The sequence below is a fragment of the Bradyrhizobium sp. GW821-FHT12B03 genome (assembly GCF_058807535.1).
Genome location: NZ_JBXAQU010000001.1, coordinates 598,213 through 617,687, shown reverse-complemented (window position 1 = coordinate 617,687; position 19,475 = coordinate 598,213). Strand labels below are relative to the sequence as shown.

General features: G+C 65.8%; 15 protein-coding genes and 1 pseudogene. 9 read left to right on the top strand and 7 right to left on the bottom strand.

Translation table 11 applies throughout. From position 1 onward, the window contains the following. Nucleotides 1-43: 43 nt before the first annotated feature. From fumC to AC1RUR_RS02960, 7 genes are all read left to right on the top strand, one after another. Nucleotides 44-1,492: a class II fumarate hydratase gene (gene fumC, locus AC1RUR_RS02990; RefSeq protein ID WP_492841148.1), complete on the top strand. Its 1,449-nt coding sequence runs from the start codon at nucleotides 44-46 to the stop codon at nucleotides 1,490-1,492. A 271-nt stretch (nucleotides 1,493-1,763) separates the two neighbouring features. Beyond that, nucleotides 1,764-1,952: a DUF4169 family protein gene (locus AC1RUR_RS02985; RefSeq protein WP_492841146.1), complete on the top strand. Its 189-nt coding sequence runs from the start codon at nucleotides 1,764-1,766 to the stop codon at nucleotides 1,950-1,952. Beyond that, nucleotides 1,949-2,203: a ribbon-helix-helix domain-containing protein gene (locus AC1RUR_RS02980; RefSeq protein WP_027529561.1), complete on the top strand. Its 255-nt coding sequence runs from the start codon at nucleotides 1,949-1,951 to the stop codon at nucleotides 2,201-2,203. The genes AC1RUR_RS02985 and AC1RUR_RS02980 overlap by 4 nt, the downstream gene beginning before the upstream one ends. Nucleotides 2,204-2,318: 115 nt before the next feature. Continuing rightward, nucleotides 2,319-2,594 (top strand): FeoA family protein, encoded by a 276-nt coding sequence (locus AC1RUR_RS02975; protein ID WP_492841144.1) that lies wholly within the window; start codon nucleotides 2,319-2,321, stop codon nucleotides 2,592-2,594. A gap of 52 nt (nucleotides 2,595-2,646) precedes the next feature. After that, nucleotides 2,647-4,518, top strand: a complete 1,872-nt coding sequence (gene feoB / locus AC1RUR_RS02970; RefSeq protein WP_492841142.1) for a ferrous iron transporter B — start codon at nucleotides 2,647-2,649, stop codon at nucleotides 4,516-4,518. Between the two features lie 182 nt (nucleotides 4,519-4,700). Then, the gene (locus tag AC1RUR_RS02965) at nucleotides 4,701-5,198 is read left to right on the top strand and encodes a GNAT family N-acetyltransferase (RefSeq protein WP_492841594.1); all 498 of its coding nucleotides are present in this window, start codon (nucleotides 4,701-4,703) and stop codon (nucleotides 5,196-5,198) included. A 256-nt stretch (nucleotides 5,199-5,454) separates the two neighbouring features. Further along, nucleotides 5,455-6,906, top strand: a complete 1,452-nt coding sequence (locus AC1RUR_RS02960) for a type II and III secretion system protein family protein (protein ID WP_492841592.1) — start codon at nucleotides 5,455-5,457, stop codon at nucleotides 6,904-6,906. A 47-nt stretch (nucleotides 6,907-6,953) separates the two neighbouring features. Here the strand turns inward: AC1RUR_RS02960 and AC1RUR_RS02955 are convergent. Together AC1RUR_RS02955 and AC1RUR_RS02950 are read right to left on the bottom strand one after the other, a co-directional pair. Continuing rightward, nucleotides 6,954-7,156 (bottom strand): annotated as a pseudogene (locus tag AC1RUR_RS02955) (LysR substrate-binding domain-containing protein); the annotation flags it as partial. A gap of 140 nt (nucleotides 7,157-7,296) precedes the next feature. Continuing rightward, on the bottom strand, nucleotides 7,297-7,845 hold the full coding sequence (locus tag AC1RUR_RS02950; protein ID WP_492841140.1) for a TetR/AcrR family transcriptional regulator: 549 nt from the start codon (nucleotides 7,843-7,845) through the stop codon (nucleotides 7,297-7,299). A gap of 150 nt (nucleotides 7,846-7,995) precedes the next feature. Between AC1RUR_RS02950 and AC1RUR_RS02945 the strand changes: the two genes are divergently transcribed. Continuing rightward, entirely contained in the window at nucleotides 7,996-8,733 is a 738-nt protein-coding gene (locus AC1RUR_RS02945) for a 3-oxoacyl-ACP reductase family protein (protein WP_492841138.1), read from the top strand. Between the two features lie 249 nt (nucleotides 8,734-8,982). Here AC1RUR_RS02945 and AC1RUR_RS02940 read toward each other — a convergent pair whose 3' ends face one another. The 4 genes from AC1RUR_RS02940 to AC1RUR_RS02925 all read right to left on the bottom strand — a co-directional run bounded on the left by AC1RUR_RS02940 (nucleotide 8,983) and on the right by AC1RUR_RS02925 (nucleotide 15,788). After that, nucleotides 8,983-9,225, bottom strand: a complete 243-nt coding sequence (locus AC1RUR_RS02940) for a hypothetical protein (protein WP_492841136.1) — start codon at nucleotides 9,223-9,225, stop codon at nucleotides 8,983-8,985. Nucleotides 9,226-9,273: 48 nt separating this feature from the next. After that, a complete protein-coding gene (locus tag AC1RUR_RS02935) occupies nucleotides 9,274-10,392 on the bottom strand; it encodes a DUF2336 domain-containing protein (protein WP_492841134.1) in 1,119 nt (372 codons plus the stop codon). Between the two features lie 349 nt (nucleotides 10,393-10,741). Next, on the bottom strand, nucleotides 10,742-14,425 hold the full coding sequence (locus AC1RUR_RS02930) for an AsmA family protein (RefSeq protein WP_492841132.1): 3,684 nt from the start codon (nucleotides 14,423-14,425) through the stop codon (nucleotides 10,742-10,744). 130 nt (nucleotides 14,426-14,555) lie between these two features. After that, nucleotides 14,556-15,788 carry a cytochrome P450 gene (locus AC1RUR_RS02925; RefSeq protein ID WP_492841130.1) on the bottom strand — a complete coding sequence of 411 codons (1,233 nt, stop codon included), beginning with the start codon at nucleotides 15,786-15,788 and terminating at the stop codon, nucleotides 14,556-14,558. Nucleotides 15,789-15,930: 142 nt separating this feature from the next. Between AC1RUR_RS02925 and AC1RUR_RS02920 the strand changes: the two genes are divergently transcribed. Next, the gene (locus tag AC1RUR_RS02920) at nucleotides 15,931-16,542 is read left to right on the top strand and encodes a TetR/AcrR family transcriptional regulator (protein ID WP_492841128.1); all 612 of its coding nucleotides are present in this window, start codon (nucleotides 15,931-15,933) and stop codon (nucleotides 16,540-16,542) included. 243 nt (nucleotides 16,543-16,785) lie between these two features. Here the strand turns inward: AC1RUR_RS02920 and AC1RUR_RS02915 are convergent, their stop codons facing one another. Continuing rightward, a complete protein-coding gene (locus AC1RUR_RS02915; RefSeq protein WP_492841126.1) occupies nucleotides 16,786-19,371 on the bottom strand; it encodes an EAL domain-containing protein in 2,586 nt (861 codons plus the stop codon). Nucleotides 19,372-19,475 lie beyond the last annotated feature (104 nt).

The window sequence follows — 19,475 nt, the reverse complement described above, 5'->3', positions numbered from 1 at the left end:
AGAAGAGCACCTGAAGAGGCCGCGCGGCGTTTCGCGCGGCGGAATGGATGTGCTCATGGCCAAAGCTGCTCGCTCCAAGCCGACTAACTCAAAGACCGCCCGCCCCGCGACCCGCATCGAGACCGACAGTTTCGGTCCCATCGAGGTCCCCTCCGATCGCTATTGGGGGGCGCAGACCGAGCGCTCGCGCCAGAATTTCCGCATCGGCACCGATCGCATGCCGATCTCGCTCGTGCATGCGCTCGGCATCGTCAAGCTCGCCGCGGCGCAGTCCAACCGCGAGCTCGGCCTGCTCGACCAGCGCCGCGCCAATGCCATCATCCGCGCTGCGCGCGAGGTCATCGAGGGCAGACTGGACGACCATTTTCCGCTCGTCGTGTGGCAGACCGGCTCGGGCACCCAGAGCAACATGAACCTCAACGAGGTGATCGCCAATCGCGCCAATGAGCTGCTCGGCGGCGAGCTCGGCGCCAAGAAGCCGGTGCATCCCAACGATCACGTCAACATGAGCCAGTCGTCGAACGACTCCTTTCCCACCGCGATGCACATCGCGGCCGCCAGCCGCATCAATGCCGATCTCGTTCCTGCGCTCGGGGAATTGCTCCGCGCGCTGCGCAAGAAGGAGAAGGAGTTCGCCAGGATCGTCAAGATCGGCCGCACCCACACCCAGGACGCGACGCCGCTGACGCTCGGCCAGGAGTTTTCCGGCTATGCCGCGCAGGTCGAAAGCGGCATCGCGCGACTGAAGGTCGCGGTGAAGGATCTCTATCCGCTGGCACAGGGCGGCACCGCCGTCGGCACCGGCCTCAACTCGAAGCCGCGCTTTGCAAGACTGTTCGCCAAGCACGTCGCCGGCATCACCAAATTGCCCTTCACCAGCGCCGCCAACAAATTCGAGGCGCTGGCCTCGAACGATGCCTATGTGCTGGCGCACGGCGCCATCAATTCGGTCGCAACAGGCCTGTTCAAGATCGCCAACGACATCCGCCTGCTCGGATCGGGCCCGCGCTCGGGCCTGGGCGAGCTGATCCTGCCGGAGAACGAGCCGGGCTCCTCGATCATGCCGGGCAAGGTCAATCCGACGCAGTGCGAGGCGATGACCATGGTGTGCTGCCAGGTGTTCGGCAATCACACTGCGATCACGGTCGCCGGCAGCCAGGGCCATTTCGAGCTCAACGTCTACAAACCCGTGCTGGCCTACAACATGCTGCACTCGATCCGCCTGATGGCGGATGCCGCCCGCTCCTTCACCGAGCATTGCGTCAGTGGCATCCGCGCCGACGAAAAGCGCATCAAGGAGCTGATGCAACGCTCGCTGATGCTGGTGACGGCGCTCGCGCCGAAAATCGGCTACGACAACGCCGCCAAGGTGGCGAAGACGGCGCATGCCAACGGCACCACGCTGAAGGAGGAGGCGCTGCGACTCGGCTTCGTCTCGGCGGATGAATTCGACCGCCTGGTACGCCCCGAGAAGATGACCAGCCCGGGATAAATTCCGAATTCCGATAGCCATCCGTAGTGATACGGGCGCCTGACCGGCAGAAATATGCGGCTTTGGGGGAGGGATTTGATTACCGTCAATGTTGCGGCGGAACGGCGTGTTACGCAGCCCTTCTGCCCTTGACGGGGCGAAATTCATCGTTTGATGGCCCAAGCGGCCGATTGACGAGGGCGAGCGAATGGCAATCAAGTCTTTTGGGGCGCGACGCGCCCTCCTGAATGTTTCATCCTGCCTGAAGAGGATCGGATGATGGAGACGCGGCATGGGGAACGTCATCAACCTGAATCGTTTCCGGAAGCGCGCCGAGCGGGAAGCCTCGGCGAAGCAGGCGGACACCAATCGGGCGAAGTTCGGCCGCACGAAGGCGGAACGGTCGGCGGAGGAGACGCGCGCGGACAGGGCCAAGGAGCACCTGGACCAGCATCAGATCGATCGCGAGGATCAGTCATGAAGTCGCCCGTCGTGAAGCGGTCGATCGTCGTCGCCGGCCACAAGACCAGCGTCAGCCTGGAAGAGGCGTTCTGGAACGGCATGAAGGAGATCTCGGGTCTGCGCAACATGACGCTGTCCGAGCTCGTCGGCGAGATCGACGGTGCCCGTCAGCAGGGCAACCTGTCCTCGGCGATCCGCCTGTTCGTCCTGGACTACTTCAAGAGCCGCGCCATGGCCGCCATCCAGCCGGAAAAGGTCCCGGCCCAGTAGCCGCAGAGGCGACTTTCCGACGCACACCGGCGTCTGCACTTTAAAATCACTCTAAGGTGCAGTTTCGGCGCGCAAGTGCGCTTGACCTCAATGCCCTGCGTTGAAAATACAGGGCATGACCGACACCAAAGATACGCGCCCTCACATGCCGCTGGGTCTGGCCCTGCGCGGCTATACCGGCGTCATCCAGCACCTGTCTGCTGGGGATGCGGGTTCGGCACTCTCGGACGTCGAGCTCGAGAGCCGGCTGATCGAGCTCGGCTTCGTCGAGGGGGCCCGGGTCGAGGTCCTGCACGAGGGGCTGGTCGGGCGCGACCCGATCGCCGTGAGGGTCGACAGCATCACGATCGCGGTCCGCCGGCGCGAAGCCATGGCCATCATCGTCGCTTAGACAGCGACCGGACCCTCGTTCCCAGGCCTTTGATCCCAGATCGTTAGAAGTCATGGAAGCACCCCTGCTGCATCTCGCCCTGGTCGGCACGCCAAACAGCGGCAAGACCTCGCTGTTCAATGCGCTGACCGGCAGCCGGCAGAAGGTTGCGAACTATCCGGGCGTCACCGTCGAGCGCAAGGAAGGTTTCTTCGTCACGCCCCAGGGACGCCAGGTCTCGGTGGTCGACCTGCCCGGCACCTATTCCCTGCGCGGCCGCAGCCCGGACGAGGAGATCACCCGCGACTTCGTGCTCGGCAAGGCCACCGGCGAGGCGGTGCCCGATCTCGTGCTGTGCGTGGCCGATTCCACCAATCTGCGCCTGACCATCCGCCTGCTGCTGGAGCTCAAGCGCACCGGTCGCCCGATGATCCTCGTGCTCAACATGTTCGACATCGCCGCCCGCCGCGGCATCGCCGTCGACGTCGAACGGCTCGCCAAGGAGCTCGGCGTACCCGTGGTCACCTCGATCGCGGTGCGCAAGGGCGGCACGGCCGACCTCCTGACGCTGACCGACGAGATCTCGGCCAGGCTCGCCGCCGAGCCCCAGGAGAACACCTGGCGCGCGCTCAGCGTCGGCGAATTGCGCTCCACCCAGCGCGAGGCCGACCGCATCATCGCCGATTGCGTCAGCCTGCCTGCGAGACCCGACACCTGGACCGCGCGGATCGACGCGGTGGTGCTGCACCCCGTCGGCGGCCTCATCGTGCTGGCGCTGATCCTGTTCGTGATGTTCCAGGCGGTGTTCGCCTGGGCCCAGCCGCTGATGGAGCTGCTCAACAACGGCTTCGATGCGCTCGGCGAGTTCGTGCACGCCACCCTGCCCGCCGGACTGCTGCAGAGCTTCCTCCAGAACGGCGTGATCTCGGGCGTCGGCAGCGTCATCGTGTTCCTGCCGCAGATCATCATCATCTTCCTGTTCATCCTGCTCCTGGAAGATTTCGGCTACATGGCACGCGCCGCATTCCTGATGGACCGCATCATGGGCGGCGCCGGGCTGCACGGCCGCGCCTTCATTCCGCTGCTGTCGAGCTTTGCCTGCGCCATTCCCGGCATCATGGCGACGCGCGTGATCGACAACAAGCGCGACCGGCTGACCACGATCCTGATCGCGCCGCTCATGACCTGCTCGGCGCGCATTCCGGTCTACACGCTGATCATCTCGGCCTTCATTCCGGCAAGGGACGTCTGGGGCTTCATCAACCTCCAGGGCCTCGTGATGTTCGGCCTTTACGCGGCCGGCATCATCAGCGCGCTCGCCGTCTCGTTCCTGATCAAATTCTTCATGCTGCGCGACTATGCGCCGGCGCCATTCATGCTGGAGCTGCCGGACTACAAGATGCCGCGGCTGAAATCGATCGCGATCGGCGTCTACACGCGGGCCAAGATGTTTCTTCACCGCGCCGGCACCACGATCTTCTCGATGATGGTGCTGATCTGGTTCCTGGCCTCGTTCCCGCAGCCGCCGGCGGGCGCGACGGAACCCGCAATCGACTTCAGCCTCGCCGCCATCATCGGCAAGGCGCTCGAGCCGCTGCTCGCCCCCGTCGGCTTCAACTGGCAGATCGCGGTCGCCCTGATCCCCGGCATGGCGGCGCGCGAGGTCGCGGTCGCAGCGCTCGGCACCGTCTACGCGATCGAAGGCGGCAAGGAAGCCGCCGAGCAGATCGGCCAGGTGCTGGCGACGAAATGGTCGCTCGCTACCGCTTTGTCGATGCTGGCCTGGTACATCTTCGCCCCGCAATGCGCCTCGACGCTGGCCGTGATCCGGCGTGAAACCGGAAGCTGGCGATGGATGGCGGTGACCTTCACCTACATGCTGGTGCTGGCTTATGCCGCAAGCCTCGTGACGTACAATGTCGCGGTGGCGCTGGGGGCGGGGTAGCGCCCCTCCAAAACAAAAACTTCGAAAACAACCCCATGCACAGTAGACCGGGCCAGCGAAAACAACAGTTTACGAATTATCCGAAATTCGCTTGACCCGTCGGGCAAAACAGGGGCATATTGGCATCCTCGACCCCCGACGGCATCAAGATCGCGGCAAGCGCCAAGCGGCCATCTGCGTCCATGAATCACTTCAGCACCAACAGGCTGACCGCCGAGCGACTGCACGCAGATCACCTCCCCGACCTCATCGAACTCCATCTCGATCCAGACGTCTCGCGCTATCTCGGCGGCGTGCGCTCGGCTGAAGCGACGAAGACCTATCTCGCCGTCAACGTCGCCCATTGGGACCAGCATGGCTTCGGGCTGTGGGTCCTGCGAACGAAAGACGGCGCGTTCGCCGGACGGGCGGGCATCCGGCACATCCTCGTGGATGATGTGGACGAGATCGAGATCGCCTACACGTTCAAGCGCAGCCTCTGGGGCCAGGGACTTGCAAGCGAGATCGCGACCGCGCTGACGCAGATCGGGCTGTCGCAACTCGCGCTGCCGTCCCTCATCGGCCTGGTCTTCGTCGGACACGGCGCATCGCGCCGCGTGCTGGAGAAATCGAACTACGTCCTCGAGAAGAGTACGACGCATCACGGCGAGGACGTCGTGATCTATCGCGCCCGACGGTGACAGCCGCAAGGACAATGGCGCCAGCCGGAATGCTGCCGTCTCTTCACGCCATTGCAGGCGGCGACACCGTGGCGCTTGCGTAACGGGCGGCCAGCGCTCTGTTTCCCGACATTCCGAACGTATCGCCGGCCACAGATTTGTTTCAGTTGTTCCCGCGGGCGCCTGACGCCACACCCCCGACCGTTCAAGCAGGCGGCGCTGGGGAGCGAACCCGACTGGAGCCGTCAGAGTGCATCAACGAATTTGCGTGAACAGCATCAGGAGGCAATCGCCACGCGCGCGACGCCCGCGACTCTCGACCGTCGCGGTGCTCGCAGCCCTTCTGGGCTGGGGGCCGGCCGTGGCTTTCGCCGGCGAGGCGCACCGCCTTCAACCGGAAACCACGGCTTCGCAGTCGAACTATCAATTCCTCTCGCTCGGCGTCGGCAAATCGATCGTGGTCGACCTGCCGCGGGACGCCAAGGATATCCTGGTCGCCGATCCCAAGATCGCCAATGCCGTGGTCCGGTCCGCGCAGCGGGCCTACATCATCGGCGCGTCCGTCGGCCAGACCAGCATCGTCTTCTTCGATGCCGCGGGCCAGCAGATGGTTGCCTATGACATCGCCGTCAAACGGGACCTCAACGGTGCACGCGCCACGTTGCGGCAGATGTTTCCGCGTTCAAATATCCGGATCGAAGGCATCGGCGATGGCGTGATGCTTACGGGTACGGCCGCGACCCCGATCGAAGCTCAACAGGCCAATGACGTGGCGGCTCGCCTCGTTGGATCCGCCGACAAGGTCGTCAACTCGCTCGTCGTGCAGGCCCGTGACCAGGTCATGTTGAAGGTGACGGTTGCGGAAGTATCGCGCTCGATCGTCAAGCAGCTCGGGATCGATCTCAGTACCAGCCTCAGTTCCGGTACCACCGCCGTCAGCCTGACCAACTCGAATCCGTTCATTGCCTACGGCCAAAACCTGGTGTCAGGAAATAACGTGACGCTGTCGGCCGGCGGAACGACGGCAACGCTGCGGGCGATGGAAACCGCCGGCATCATGCGCACCCTGGCCGAACCGACGCTGACATCGGTTTCAGGAGAGTCGGCCACCTTTGTCTCCGGCGGCGAGTTTCCGGTTCCGGCGGGCTATTCCTGCGACCCGACTACCCATGTCTGCACGACACAGATCAGCTTCAAGAAATTCGGGCTGGCTCTCAATTTCAGCCCCGTCGTTCTCTCCGAAGGGCGCATCAGCCTGCATCTGATGACCGAAGTCTCGGAGCTGTCCAACGAGCACGCGATCACCTTGTCTCAGGCCGTCAGCGACACGACGACGAACTCGCTGACGGTGCCCTCCATCAAGACGCGGCGGGCGGAAAGCACGCTCGAGATTCCCTCCGGAGGATCCATGGTGATCGCGGGCCTCATCCAGGACCAGACAAAGCGAGCCGTGAATGGATTACCCGGCTTGATGCAACTGCCGGTTCTCGGCGCCCTGTTCCGAAGCCAGGACTTCGTGAACAATCAGAGCGAGCTGGTCGTCCTCGTGACGCCCTATATCGTTCGCGCGACAAACCCGAAGGACCTGTCCAGGCCGGATGACGGCTTCGCCAATGTAAGTGATCCGGAGGCCAATCTGCTCGGCAGCATCAATCGCCTCTATGGCACCACCGCAAGCCGCCGGAAACCGCAACGGCAGACCGACGGGGTCGGATTCATCATCGATTGAGGCCTCGGCGTGAAGAACCTCCGCTCCGTCTCATCGCGATGCGCATGTCACTCGCCGCGATGGCGCAGCGCATCGACGATGACCTTGAAGGCGGGCGAGTTCTGGCGCCGGCTCGGATAGTAGATGTGATAGCCGTCGAACATGGGGACCAGTCGTCGAGGACCAATGCGAGGCCGCCTGACGCGATGTGCGGCTGCGCGATGTTCTCCGGCACATAGGCGATGCCGTACCCGTTCAAGGCGGCGTCGAGTGATCGCAGGAGCCTGTTCCTTCGCCGTCGTCCCGGCGTCCCGATCGGCAGCAATGAGCGACACCGGCAAACCCGGCCTGTTGAGCGCCTGCCTGATCGTCGGTAGGTTCGTCCATTGGGCACCTGTCTCGTAGGCTTGTCTATTTGCGGCCTTCTGCCGGCCACGCCGCCATCGCCGCCTTGGCTGTCCCCCCCAACTCCGCCGCCGTGGCGCCGTCCTTGGCCTGGATGGCCATGCCCTGGAAGACGCTGAGATAGAACCGGCTCAGGGCATCAATGTCCGTCGCAGCAGGCAGTTCGCCGTTGGCGACCGCAGTCTCGATCCGCGCGCGCAAACTATCCAGCATGTCGAGCCGGACTTTCCTGATCACACGGGCGATGGAGGCCGGCCATTCATCGCTGACGGCTGCCAGCACGGCCATGCAGCCCGCCGGTGTCATCCGGGATTTTGGCAGGGTCTCGGTCGCCGCGGCCAGCAGGTTCTCAACACCCTCGCGCGCGGTTGCGCCCTCGGCGAGCCTGTCCCAGACCGGCTGCCCGTGAGCCAGGACGTAATGCTCGATCGCGGCGAGGTAGAGCGCCTCCTTGCTTTCGAAGGCCGCATAGAGGCTCGGCGAGCGGACGCCCATGGCGTCGCAGAGGTCGTGCATCGAGGCGGCGGCAAAGCCCTTGCGCCAGAACAGCAGCATGGCGGCTTCCAATGCCGCGTCGCGATCAAATTCCCGTGGCCGACCTGCCATCGCCCGCCTTTCTGTAATGATCAACACATAATTGACTTGACCGCCGCGATCAAGACTCCACATATTCTGTGTCGATCGTTACAGAATTGGAGAGATCAGATGACGCTGGCAGGAAAACGGGCCCTGGTGACGGGCGCAAGCAGGGGTATCGGTGCGGCCATCGCGAAGGCGCTTGCCGCCGAAGGCGCCGATGTCGCGATCACCTACGAGAAGTCCGCGGACAGCGCCGCGAAGGTCGTGGACGCCATCAAGGCGAGCGGGCGAAAGGCCGTGGCGATCCAGGCCGACAGCGCCGATGTCGCCGCCGTTCAGGCCTCGGTCGAAAAGACCGTCGCTGCGCTGGGCGGGCTCGATATTCTGGTCAACAACGCCGGAATTCTTCGCTTGGGCGGCCTCAACGACATTTCGCTCGGGGATATCGACGCGCTGCTGGACGTCAACGTCCGTTCGCCGATCGTCGCGAGCAAGGCCGCGCTGCGCCACCTCGGCAAGGGCGGCCGCATCATCACCATCGGCAGCTATTTCGCCGACCGCGTGCCCTCGCCGGCGCTTGGCGTCTACGCGGGGTCGAAGGCAGCGCTGGCCGCGTTCACGAAGGCGCTGGCGCGCGAGCTCGGCCCCAGGGACGTCACGGTCAATCTGGTGCAGCCGGGCTCGATCGACACCGACATGAACCCGGCGAGTGGCCCGACCGCGGAGACGTTGAAGCAGTTCATGGCGCTCGGCCGGTACGGCGCGACGGATGACATCGCGAGCGCCGTGGCGTTCCTCGCAAGCGCGAAGGCCAAGTACATCACGGGAACGACATTGACGGTCGACGGCGGCGCGAACGCGTGAAGTATTTTCGAGCTACGTCGCTCTCAACGCAGAATCAATGACGGCGCCCCGGACTCCGTCATTGCGAGCGTAGCGAAGCAATCCAGGCTCTTTCCGCGGAGACAGTCTGGATTGCTTCGTCGCAAGAGCTTCTCGCAATGACTGCTCGGAAATGGTCGCGTAGCCCGGACGGAGCGCAGCGCAATCCGGGTCTTCTTGCGCAGACACAGCAGCCCCGGATTGCGCTGCGCTCCATCCGGGCTACGGAACCTACCTGAAATACCCCAGCACCAGATCAAGGTCCGCACCGCCGGCGACCGTGCCGTTCAGCTCGGCGTCGATGACGCGGCGGCAGGCTTCGATCGCGGCGTGATCGCCGAGGTCGTTGGCGGCCTCCAGCACCAGCCAGGCGGCGTCGACCGAGGCCTTGTCCGGAGCTCCGCCGCCGACATCGGCGGCGAAGGCGTTGTCGAGCTTCTTCTTGCGAACGGCGGTGCCGAATTGAGGCAACATTTGCGAATACTCCCCTGCCAATTCCGGGATGATGCCCAGTGAACCTGCTCAGTGCACCTGCAGCTCGGGCTGGCGGCCCGCATCGGCACCCGCGCCGGTCTTGCGCGACTGGTAGAATTTCAGAATGCTGCGCGAGGTCTCGATCTTGAGCCGGCCGAACTCGCGCTCGTTGTCCTGGAGCTCGCGCGCGGTGATCAAATGATCCTTGGCGCCGAGGAACAGCAGCGACATCGTCGTGTCCCAGGAGAAGTTGAGCGCCTTGCACAGCACCAGGATCATCTCGCGGTTGCGGTCCATCAGCGCGCGCTCGATCACGTCGACCGGCAGCGCCGAGAGCAGCGACAGGCCGATCTGCACCTCGTCGAAGCGATGCTGGCGCGCATAGTTCGAGATCGAATCCTGGTTGAGGTTGCCCTGGCGGTACTGCGTCGTCACCACGCGTTTGGCGACGAAATAGCTGCGCGAGGACGGACCGAACTTGGATTGCAGATCGCCGGTGACCTCGGTCACCGAGCTCTGGATCTGCGCCATCATCTCGGGGCGCTCGCTCTCGAGCCGGCGGCGGACGTCTTCCGACGCCTTCGAGATCAGCTGCTGGAAGATGTGCCGCGGCACGTCCTTGCGCAGGCCGAGTTGCTCGGCAAGAATCGAGTCGCCCTCGGCACGGCGGACCATGTGCAGCAGGCCCGAGCCGGAGAAGCGCGCGCCCTCGTTCTTTGCGACGGACGTCACGACCTCCTGGTCGCCACGCTTGACCAGCACGTCGGTGACGGCCTCGCCGATCGACTTGCGCTGGGCAATCGCGAGCAGATGCGACTGGCCCTTGGTCAGGGCGCTCTCGACCAGCATCTTCTCGTCGATCCGCGTGGAGTCGCGCAGCACGGGACCGGCGACCGCGATCTCGTCGTCGAGCGCGAGCTTCTCGATGACGTTGAGCGGGGCATGATCGCACGCCGACATCAACTCGGAGAGCTGCGTTCGCGCCGCGACCTCGATCTCGTCGGCAAGCCGGCCGATGACCTCGCCGAACATGCTGATCTCGTCGTCGCTGTAGCGGCCGGTGATCAGAATGTCGGTCGCGTGCCACAGCGCGCGTGCCCGGCTTTCGTCGGTGCCGCGCGCGATCGCGTCGTCCAGATCCTGTAGAAGCGATTTCGCCCCGTTCATGTCGATCACCCCAGTTCTTGGCCGAGTTCTTGGCCAGCTTCTTGGCGGGCCGTCCCGCCCGTGTTGGCGCGACGCCGAATTCCTCTGAGAGCCGAGACTAGGGAACAAACGCGAGAATCCAGTAAAACCGGCAGATCAGTTTTGCCGGGCAAAATTCGTTAAAATGCGAGGGAATGGATTTACCGGCGCGCAAGGCGTGGGAGGTGGGCTCTCCCGCAAGCGGGAGAAGCTTGAGGCACTGATGTCTCTCCGACGTCATGGCCGGGCTTGTCCCGGCCATCCACGCCTCACCGCACGGGACGAAGAACGTGGATGCCCGGGACAAGCCCGGGCATGACGAGTGCTGCGTTTACGGGTTCGACGGCGTCAGCACCAGCGGCGGCTTCGGCTTGGGCTTTGCGGGCGCAGGGCCCGGGGCCGGCCGCACTTCGATCGGCGGCGGCAAGGGCGCGACCTGCTGGCTGGCGAGCGGCGGGCTCGTGAGTGGCGGATTTGCGAGCGGCGGACTTGCGAGCGGAGGACTTGCGAGCGGAGGACTTGGCACGGCGGGCGCGGCTTGCGGCGCCTTCGGCGTCGGCGCGGCCTTTGGCTCGAGCCTGGGCTTCGGCGGCGCGCGGCGCGGATCGCGGCCGGGCATCGGCACGTCGGTGAGCGACGGCTCCGGCGCGGGATCGGGCGAGACCAGCATCGGCAGCGCCGCGGTCGCCGGCGGCGGCTCGCCGCGCTCGATCGCGTCCAGCCGGCGCGTCTCGCGATCGATCGTGCGCACCGCGAGCCACGAGGACAGCGGCGCAAGATCGACGGTGCGATTGAGCTTGTCGGGGGGACCCGCCGCGAACAGCTGGATCTCCGGTGGCGCGCCGGAGAGCCCGGTCATGATCGGCGTCAGGCTGGCGCGGATGTCGGCCTGGTCGGCGGGAATGTCGTAGCCGCCGGAAACGATGGCGCGGGCGTTCTTCGCTTCCAGCGGCGTGGCACCGACGCGCAGCCGTCCGTCGCGGATCGTGAACGGAATCTGCGCCGAGGCGACCGCAATCGGACCCGCCGCCAGCGCAGGCTCGACCAGTTGCCGCAGGCGGTTGTCGTCGGCGACCTGGCCGCCGTCGCTGGCGCGGATGGCGATCTCGAAGGCGCGGGGATTGAGGCCACTGATTTCAGCGGAGTCCAGCGTCACCGTGCCGTTGCCGGCGAGCGCGCCGGTGAGGGCCGCAACGCTGCGGCCCTGGCTGGTCAATGCCATCTGCACCGACGCGCGTCCCTTGGGCAGCGCAAGGTCGCGGTAGCGCAGCGTCGTCGCATCGACATTGCTGAGATCGACGCGCGCGTTCAGCGCGAGGCCATTGGCGCCATTGCGCGCGTCGAGACTCGCCGACATCTCGCCGCCGCCGACATTGCCCTTCAGCGCATCGAGCGCGAGCGACTGGCCGTCGCTGCGGATCGTTCCGCCGAAGGGACGCAACTCGACGCCCGGCAACGTGCCGCGCAACGCCTGGAAGGCGATGCGGCCGCGCCAGCCACCGAGCAGCCCCGCGCGCAGCGGCTCGCCGCCATCATGTCCCGCCGCGCCGATCGCCATCGCGAGCGCGGGCGCAAGATCGAGCGAGTCGAGGCCTACCTCGCCGTCAACGCTCTTCTCCTGGTCGAGCGTGACCGCCAGACGGCCGCGCAGATGCGAGCCGGCCATGCTGCTGTCGAGATCGTCGAAGGTCAGACGGTTGCCCGATAGCGTGAGGCGGGACGACAGGTTGACGTTCTGAGTCGATTTGTCCGCGGGGCTGGTGCCGAACAGCGGCGCGAGGTTGACGTTACGCACGCGCAGATTCACGTTGGCTTTCGGCTCCGACAGCTCGACGCTGCCTTGCGCGTCCGCGTCCAGCCCGCCGCCGCTCAACTTCGCATTCAATTGCAGCGGCTGGCGCCAGGCGCCGTTCACCTTGCCTTCGAACTGCGAAGCGCCCTCGCCTGCCGCCACCATGCGATCGAGGCCGAGCAGCGCCAGCAGTGCGCCCGCCTGCGGCGTCGAGATTTTCGAGTCCAGCGTGAAGTCGCTGTTGCGCAGGCGGTCGATGTCGATGCCGTTGACGGCTGCGAGCGGCGTCTGCGCGGCCAGCGTCGCGGTGACCTTGAGCTGCGGCGCGTCGAGATCGAGCACGGCGCGCGCGTCGCTGCGATCGGTATGCTCGGCGTTCCTGTCGAGGCTGAGATCGAGTTTAAGGCGGGTCGCGCCCGGCAATGACGGGAGGGCATCGAAGCGTGCGCGGACCGACGGCGCAAACGGCTCGATCAGCGCGGTCAGCTCGCGCAGCGAATTGGCCGAGGATTTCAGCGCGAGCTTGCCGGTGGCTTTGGTGCGATCAAAACTGCCGCTCGCCTCGGTGGTCACGCCGCTAGTCTGACCGAACCGCAACTGCTCCAGCGACAGCGCATTTGGACCGTAGCCGAGCTTGGCCGCGAACGGCCGCAGCTCCTGGCCGGCGGAGATCGCACGGCCGATATCGAGCGAGAGCTTTGCTTCCTCCGGCCATTCGCCTTGCGGCCCGGCGAGCGCGCGCACGAAACTTGCGGCGGCGTCGAGATCGAGACGATCGGCCTTGAGCTCCGCGTCGATCCGCGAGCCCTTGCTCGCGCCCGTCTGCACGAAGCCGATGCGGCCCTCGACCGCGCCGCCTTCGATGTCGGCCTTCAGCCTGTCGATGGCGAGATGATTGGCGGCGATCGTCACATCGCCGGCAAGGCGCAGCGGCCGCGTGCTGCGGCGATTGATCTCGCTGCGGCCCTGAAGCCAGGCCACCAGCGTATCGGGATCGGAGGATTCGATGCTGAGACGGCCGCTGAAACTGTCGGCGCCGGGCGCAGAGCCGTTGAGCGAGAGCTGCGTCATGCCGGGCGCGCGCAGCTCGAGCCGCTGGAAAGTCCAGGACCGGCCGTCGGTCTTGAGCTCGGCCGCGATGTTCTGCAGCGGACGGCCGCCCAGCATGATCTGGTCGGAGTTGAACTCGATCTGCGCCGGGATCGGCGCCTGCGGGATTGCGGCAAGCCCTGCGCGCAGCGCCGGCAGGATGCGCAGCGGCTCGGCATCGTCCTTGCCGGCCAGCCTGTCGGCATCGATCTGGCGCGCCGACAGCACCGCGCGCAGCAGCGGCGAGGCGCCGAACCTGAGGTCGCCGACGCCGCCGACTTTCAAGGCGTTGTCCTCGGCGCCGAGGCTGGCGTCGATCTGGTCGAATTTGGCGCCGGCGGGATCGGCCTTGAGTTTTGCGGTGAGCTTCCAGGGCATCGGCCCGGCCTCGCCGGCCTTCTTCACGGCGGGCACCGCGAGCGTCAGCGCACCGTCGAATTTCGGCAGGCGGTTGTCGAAGGCGAGCACGCCTTCGAGATCGGCGAGGACAGCGCGCTCGCCGGGATCGATGTTGAGGTGGAGACGGGTGGCGCTGCCGTCGGCGCTCGGGCCGGAGGAGATGCGGAACGGGTAGCGCACCCCGATCGCGGTGAAGCTGCCGTCGCCGCGCACCGAGCCGGCCAGCGAGCGGACGTCGCCGGAGAAGGCGATGTCGCTCAGCTCCAGCGTCGAGCGGCTGGCGGCGTCATGCAGCGCGATGCGGCCGGTGAGATTGAGGCGCTCGATCGCCAGCGAAGCCAGATTGAACGTGCCGCGCGCGGTGGACGGCAGATCGACCCGCCCGCGGGCGTCGAGGCCGAGATCGACCGCCATGCCATTGACCGTCAGCTCGGTGGCGCGCCATTCGCCGCGCATCAGCGAGGAGAGGCTGAACTCGACGTCGAGCTTGTCGGCGCGCAGCCGGCCGAGATCGTTGTTGCCGCCGAAGGTGACCGAACGCAGCCGCAGGGTCGGCGCCGGCAGCAGCCGCGCGTCGAGCTCGCCCGCCACCCGCACCGGCACACCGATGATCCGGCCTGCCTCCGCCTCGAACTGGGGCCTGAACTGGTTCCAGTCGATGAAGTAAGGCCCGATCAGCGCGGCCAGCAGCGCAATGATGAAGGCAATCGCCAATCCGAGCAGCGTCGTCTGCACGGGTCTCCCCTCGGCCAAACCGGCCCGGGCCCAACCTGAGGGCCTCAGGCGCGCCGGAACAGCTCCTTATATAGGGGGAAGTGTGGCGAAGTCACAGCGACTGTTGCGCGCGGAGGTTAACGGGCCGGCCTCACCAGCTGGCCGGCAGGCGCGTCAGGCCGCGCAACACGAAGGTCGGCCGCCATTCCGGGTTCTCGATGTCGTCGATGCGCAAGTCAGGCAGCCGCCGCAGGAGCGTGGCGATGGCGATTTCGGCCTCGATCCGCGCCAACTGGGCCCCCAGGCAGAAATGGATGCCGCCGCCGAACGACAGCGGCTTGACGTTCTGCCTGGTGACGTCGAGCTGATCAGGACGGTCGGGGTAGACCGCCGGATCGCGGTTGGCCGAGCCGAGCAGGCACAGCACGGTCTCGCCCCTGGGAATGCTCTTGCCGCCGAGATCCTCGATGTCCTCCAGCGCGACGCGCCCGGTCATCTGCACCGACGAATCGTAGCGCAAGAACTCCTCGATCGCGCCAATCATCAGCTCCGGCCGCGCCTTGAGCAGCGCGAGCTGGTCCGGATTGCGGTAGAGCGCCAGGAGGCCGTTGCCGATCAGGTTGACGGTGGTCTCGTGGCCGGCGCCGAACAGCAGGATGATGTTGGCGGTCAGCTCCTCATTGGTGAGCTTGTTGCCGTCTTCCTCGGCCTGCACCAGCTGGGTGATGAGGTCGTCGCCGGGATTTTTGCGACGCAGATCGAACAGCTGCTGGAAATACATCTGCGCCATCATGTTGCCGGCGTTGCCCCTGGCGATCTCCTCCGGCGAGAGCGGCACGGGATCGAGCAGCCGCCCGCCGTCGCGCGAGCTCTTGTAGAACACCTCGCGATGGTCCTCGGGGATGCCGAGCATGTCGCAGATGATGGTCACAGGCAGGCGGAAGGCGAAATCGTCGATCAGGTCCATGTGGCCGCGCTCGATCACCGCATCGATGGCCTGGTCGACGATCTCCTGGATGCGCGGCCGCATGTCCTCGACCCGGCGCGCGGTGAAGGCCTTCACGACGAGGCCGCGCAGTCGGGTATGGTCCGGCGGATCGGACTGCAGCATCCAGTGGCTCATGCTGCGAAACACCGGCTCGTCCATGATGGCGGGGCTATAGCGGCGCTTGGAGCGCTCGACGAAATCCTTGCCGAAGCGCTTGTCGCGCATCACGAGGCTGACGTCGGCATGGCGGCTGGTGACGAACTGGCCGAACGGCGTCACGTGGACGGGATCGATCGTGCGCAGCCGGTCGTAATGCGGATAGGGATCGCGGATGAAGTCCGGCGCCAGCGGATTGAACAGCGGATCGCCGCCTGTGGGTTGCGCTTGCTCGTTCATGGTGACCTCACATCGGTTGCCGCATGACACGAATACGCAAGGCTGCCCCAAAGCCCGGCGTAACCATCCCCGAAATCGTTCGAGTCAATTATCAACTCGATACATTATTGTATCGAGTTGCATTCTGCCCTAACCTGGCGCCATGTCAAGGGTGAGAACCAGGCCGACCAGGGACGATACGCGCGACAGGCTGTTCGAGGCGGCCGCGCGGGTGTTCGAGGCAGACGGCATCGGCGGCGCCAGCATCGAGGCGATCGCGGCTGCGGCCGGCTTCACCCGCGGCGCGTTCTACTCGAATTTCAAGAGCAAGGACGAGCTGATCATCGCCATGCTCGAGGACCATGTCGATCAGTCGATCCGGCGCAACATGGACATCCTCGCCCAGCACGACAATCTCGACGATTTCATCGCCGCGCTGAAGGCGATGGACCGCACCCGGCAGGATCCGCTCGGCCGCTCGCCGCTCCTCCACATGGAGATGATCCTGTTCGTCGCGCGCGCCGAGAAGCGCCGCCCGGAACTTGCAAAACGGCTGCGCGCGCGGCGCAAGCTGATCGCCGACATCGTCGAGGCGACGCTGAAGAGCAATGGCAGGAACAACTCGCTGAACCCGCCGTGGATGGCCTCCGTCGTGCTGGCGCTGGAGGATGGCTTTCGGCTGCACCGGCTGATCGATCCGGAGACGACGCCGGCCGACAGCTTTCTGCGCGCGATCACGGATTTGCGGCGGAGGACGGGGTTGGCGGCAGGGTGAGCGCGACCGACGTTTGATGGAAGCGTTTTGGCCGGAGGCTTTCCAGCTCGATCGCGGAGCGGCTGGGTTTATCGACGATAGCCCAGAACCGACTTGACCGATCCAGTTCCGCTGAAGAGGCACGCATTGATTGCCTGGCACGTCGCAATCGCCAATGCCTGCGGAACGTGAAGTCGATTGAATGGCATCTGTCTTGCCGGGCCCAATACGCATCATTCGATGCGTGAGCAACAGATCCCGGGCCTACGCCGAGCGCTTCACCACGTCGCGATCCGCAGGCGCAACGCCGAGCCTTCCCAGCATCGCCCTCGCCTGCTCGGCACAGTGCTCGATCAGCCAGCGCTCGAACGCGATGGGCGCAAGAGCCGGCGCGTAGAGGAAGCCTTGCACCACGTCGCAGCCGAGTTCGGCCAGCACCTTGCGCTGGCCCTCGGTCTCGACGCCTTCGGCGACGACGGTCATGCCGAGGCCCTGGCCGACGCGCACCACGGCGGTGGCGATGGCGAGCGCGCCCGCGTCTTTCTCGATATCGCGCATGAAACTGCGGTCGATCTTGAGCTCGCGGATCGGCAGATGGGCGAGACGGCTGAGGCTGGAATAGCCGGTGCCGAAATCGTCCACCGAGAGTCCGACGCCAAGCTCGCGGATCGCGTTCATGGTATCGAGCGCGGCGACGCTGTCCTGCATGAACGCGCCTTCGGTGATCTCCAGCATCAAGGCATCCGCGGGCAAATCGTATTCGGCGAGGATGCCCTTGAGCCGCGCGGCCAGCGTGACGTTGCGGAAATTGATCGGCGACAAATTGACCGATACGCAGGGAATGTTGAGGCCGGCACGGCGCCAGCTCGCCATCTGCCGGCAGGCCTCGCGCACCGACCACAGGCCGATCTGCTCGATCAGGCCGCACTCTTCGGCGAGCGGGATGAATTTTGCCGGCGAGACGTCGCCGAGCACGGCATCATGCCAGCGCGCCAGCGCCTCGAGGCCGTGGATCGCGCCGTCGGAGCTGCGGATCTGCGGCTGGTAGCTGAGCGTCAGCTCGCCCTCGGCGATGGCGCGGCGCAGCGCCGCGATCAGCGCCAGCCTCTGCTCGGTGAGCCCGTTCATCTCGGCACTGAACAGCCGATGGGTCGAACGTCCGGCCTGCTTGGCCATGTACATGGCGGCGTCGGCCTGCTGCATCAGCGTGTCGATGTCGGTGGCATGATCGGGATAGAGGCTGATGCCGATGCTGGCCGACATCTGCATCTGCCTGGAGCCGAACCGCAGCGGCGCGGACAGCGCCTCGGTGATCCCGGTCGCGACACGCTCCGCACCCTCGGCGTCGCGATGCGGCAGCAACACGACGAATTCGTCGCCGCCGAGCCGGCCCAGGATGTCTTCGGGCCCGATCTGCTCGCGCAGGCGCTGCGCGAGCTGGATCAGCAGCTCGTCGCCCGCCGCGTGACCGAGCGTGTCGTTGACGTCCTTGAAATGGTCGACGTCGAGGAAGGCGAGCGCGACGTGGCTGCCCGCCGGACAGGCGTCGATTGCGGCCGAGATCAGGTGCCGCAGCTGCGCGCGGTTGGGCAGGCCGGTGAGGATGTCGTGATAGGCAAGCCGCGCGATCTCCGCACGTGCCTCCTTGCGCTCGATCGCAAACGCACCGAGGTTGACGCAGGCATCGACGATGCGCCGGTGCCAGTTGCTCGGCGCACGCGGTTCCCGATAGTAGAAGGCGAAGGTGGCGATGACCCGACCGTCCTTGGCCTTGACCGGGGTCGACCAGCAGGCGCGCAGGCCGATCCCGAGCGGCATGGCCTTGTAGGGCTGCCAGCGCGGATCGGTGTCGAGATCTTCAGCCAGGACCGGCTCGCCATAGAAAGCGGCGGTGCCGCAGGAGCCGACATTGGGACCGATCGCAACGCCGTCCAGCGCGCGGGAATAGTCCTCGGGCAGGCTCGGACCGCCGAGCGGATGGATCAGGCCCGCGGCATCGACGTGAAGCAGCGAGCAGACCACGTCGGGCGCGATCTCCTCGACGCGGCGACACAGCCGGTCGGCAATCTCGGCGATCGGAACCTCGTCGGCCAGCGCACTCATGATGAGCTGCTGGAGCGAGCGGAGCTGCTTGGTCTCGGTGATGTCCTCGAGCAGCGCGAAGATATGCCTGACCCTGCCCTTCTTGTCGCGGAAGGCGTCGATCCGGGCACACACCCAGATCTCCTCGCCGTCCTTGTCGTAGACCAGCGTCTCGATTTCGCTGCGCCGGCCGCCAGTCATCAGGCGCTTGACGAGCTTCGCGACGGCCTTGCGATCGGTGTGGCAGCCGGCGATGAGCTCGCCGGCGCGACGCCCTTCGGCCTCCTCGCTGGTATAGCCGAACAGCGCCGTGAATGCCGAATTGACGTAGACGATGTTCTGTTCGACGTCGGTGATGATGACCGCGCGGTTGGTCTGGTCGGAGACGGCGTGGAGAAGCCCGATCCTGACGCGGCGTTCCGCGTCAGCGGTGACGTCGCGCGCGAATACGATGTGATGGACCCTGCCGTCGACGGTCGCAGACGACATCGACACGAGCGCCTTGATGCGGCTGCCGTCGCGCCGCACGAGGCTGATCTCATCGCGGAAACCGGCAATTGGATCGGCCTGAAGGCACCTGAGGGTGAGAATGTCGGCGTCGCGGCCGAGCACCTCGGCGCGTGCGAGCTTCCAGATCCGCTCGGCTGCGGCATTGAAATACGTGATGCGATGCGTGTCATCGACGATGGCGACACCATCGTCGGCGCGTTCGAGCGCGGCGCGCAGCACGTCCGGAATTTCTGTCACAAGGCAATCGGAGGCGGACATCGTCTGACCCGGAGGCATCGGGAAGATGCGGCAATCGGCTCGACGCTAATGCTCCGATGGTGTCCAAGACGTTTTTGCAACAGCGTCGCCTCGGGCGATGAGGC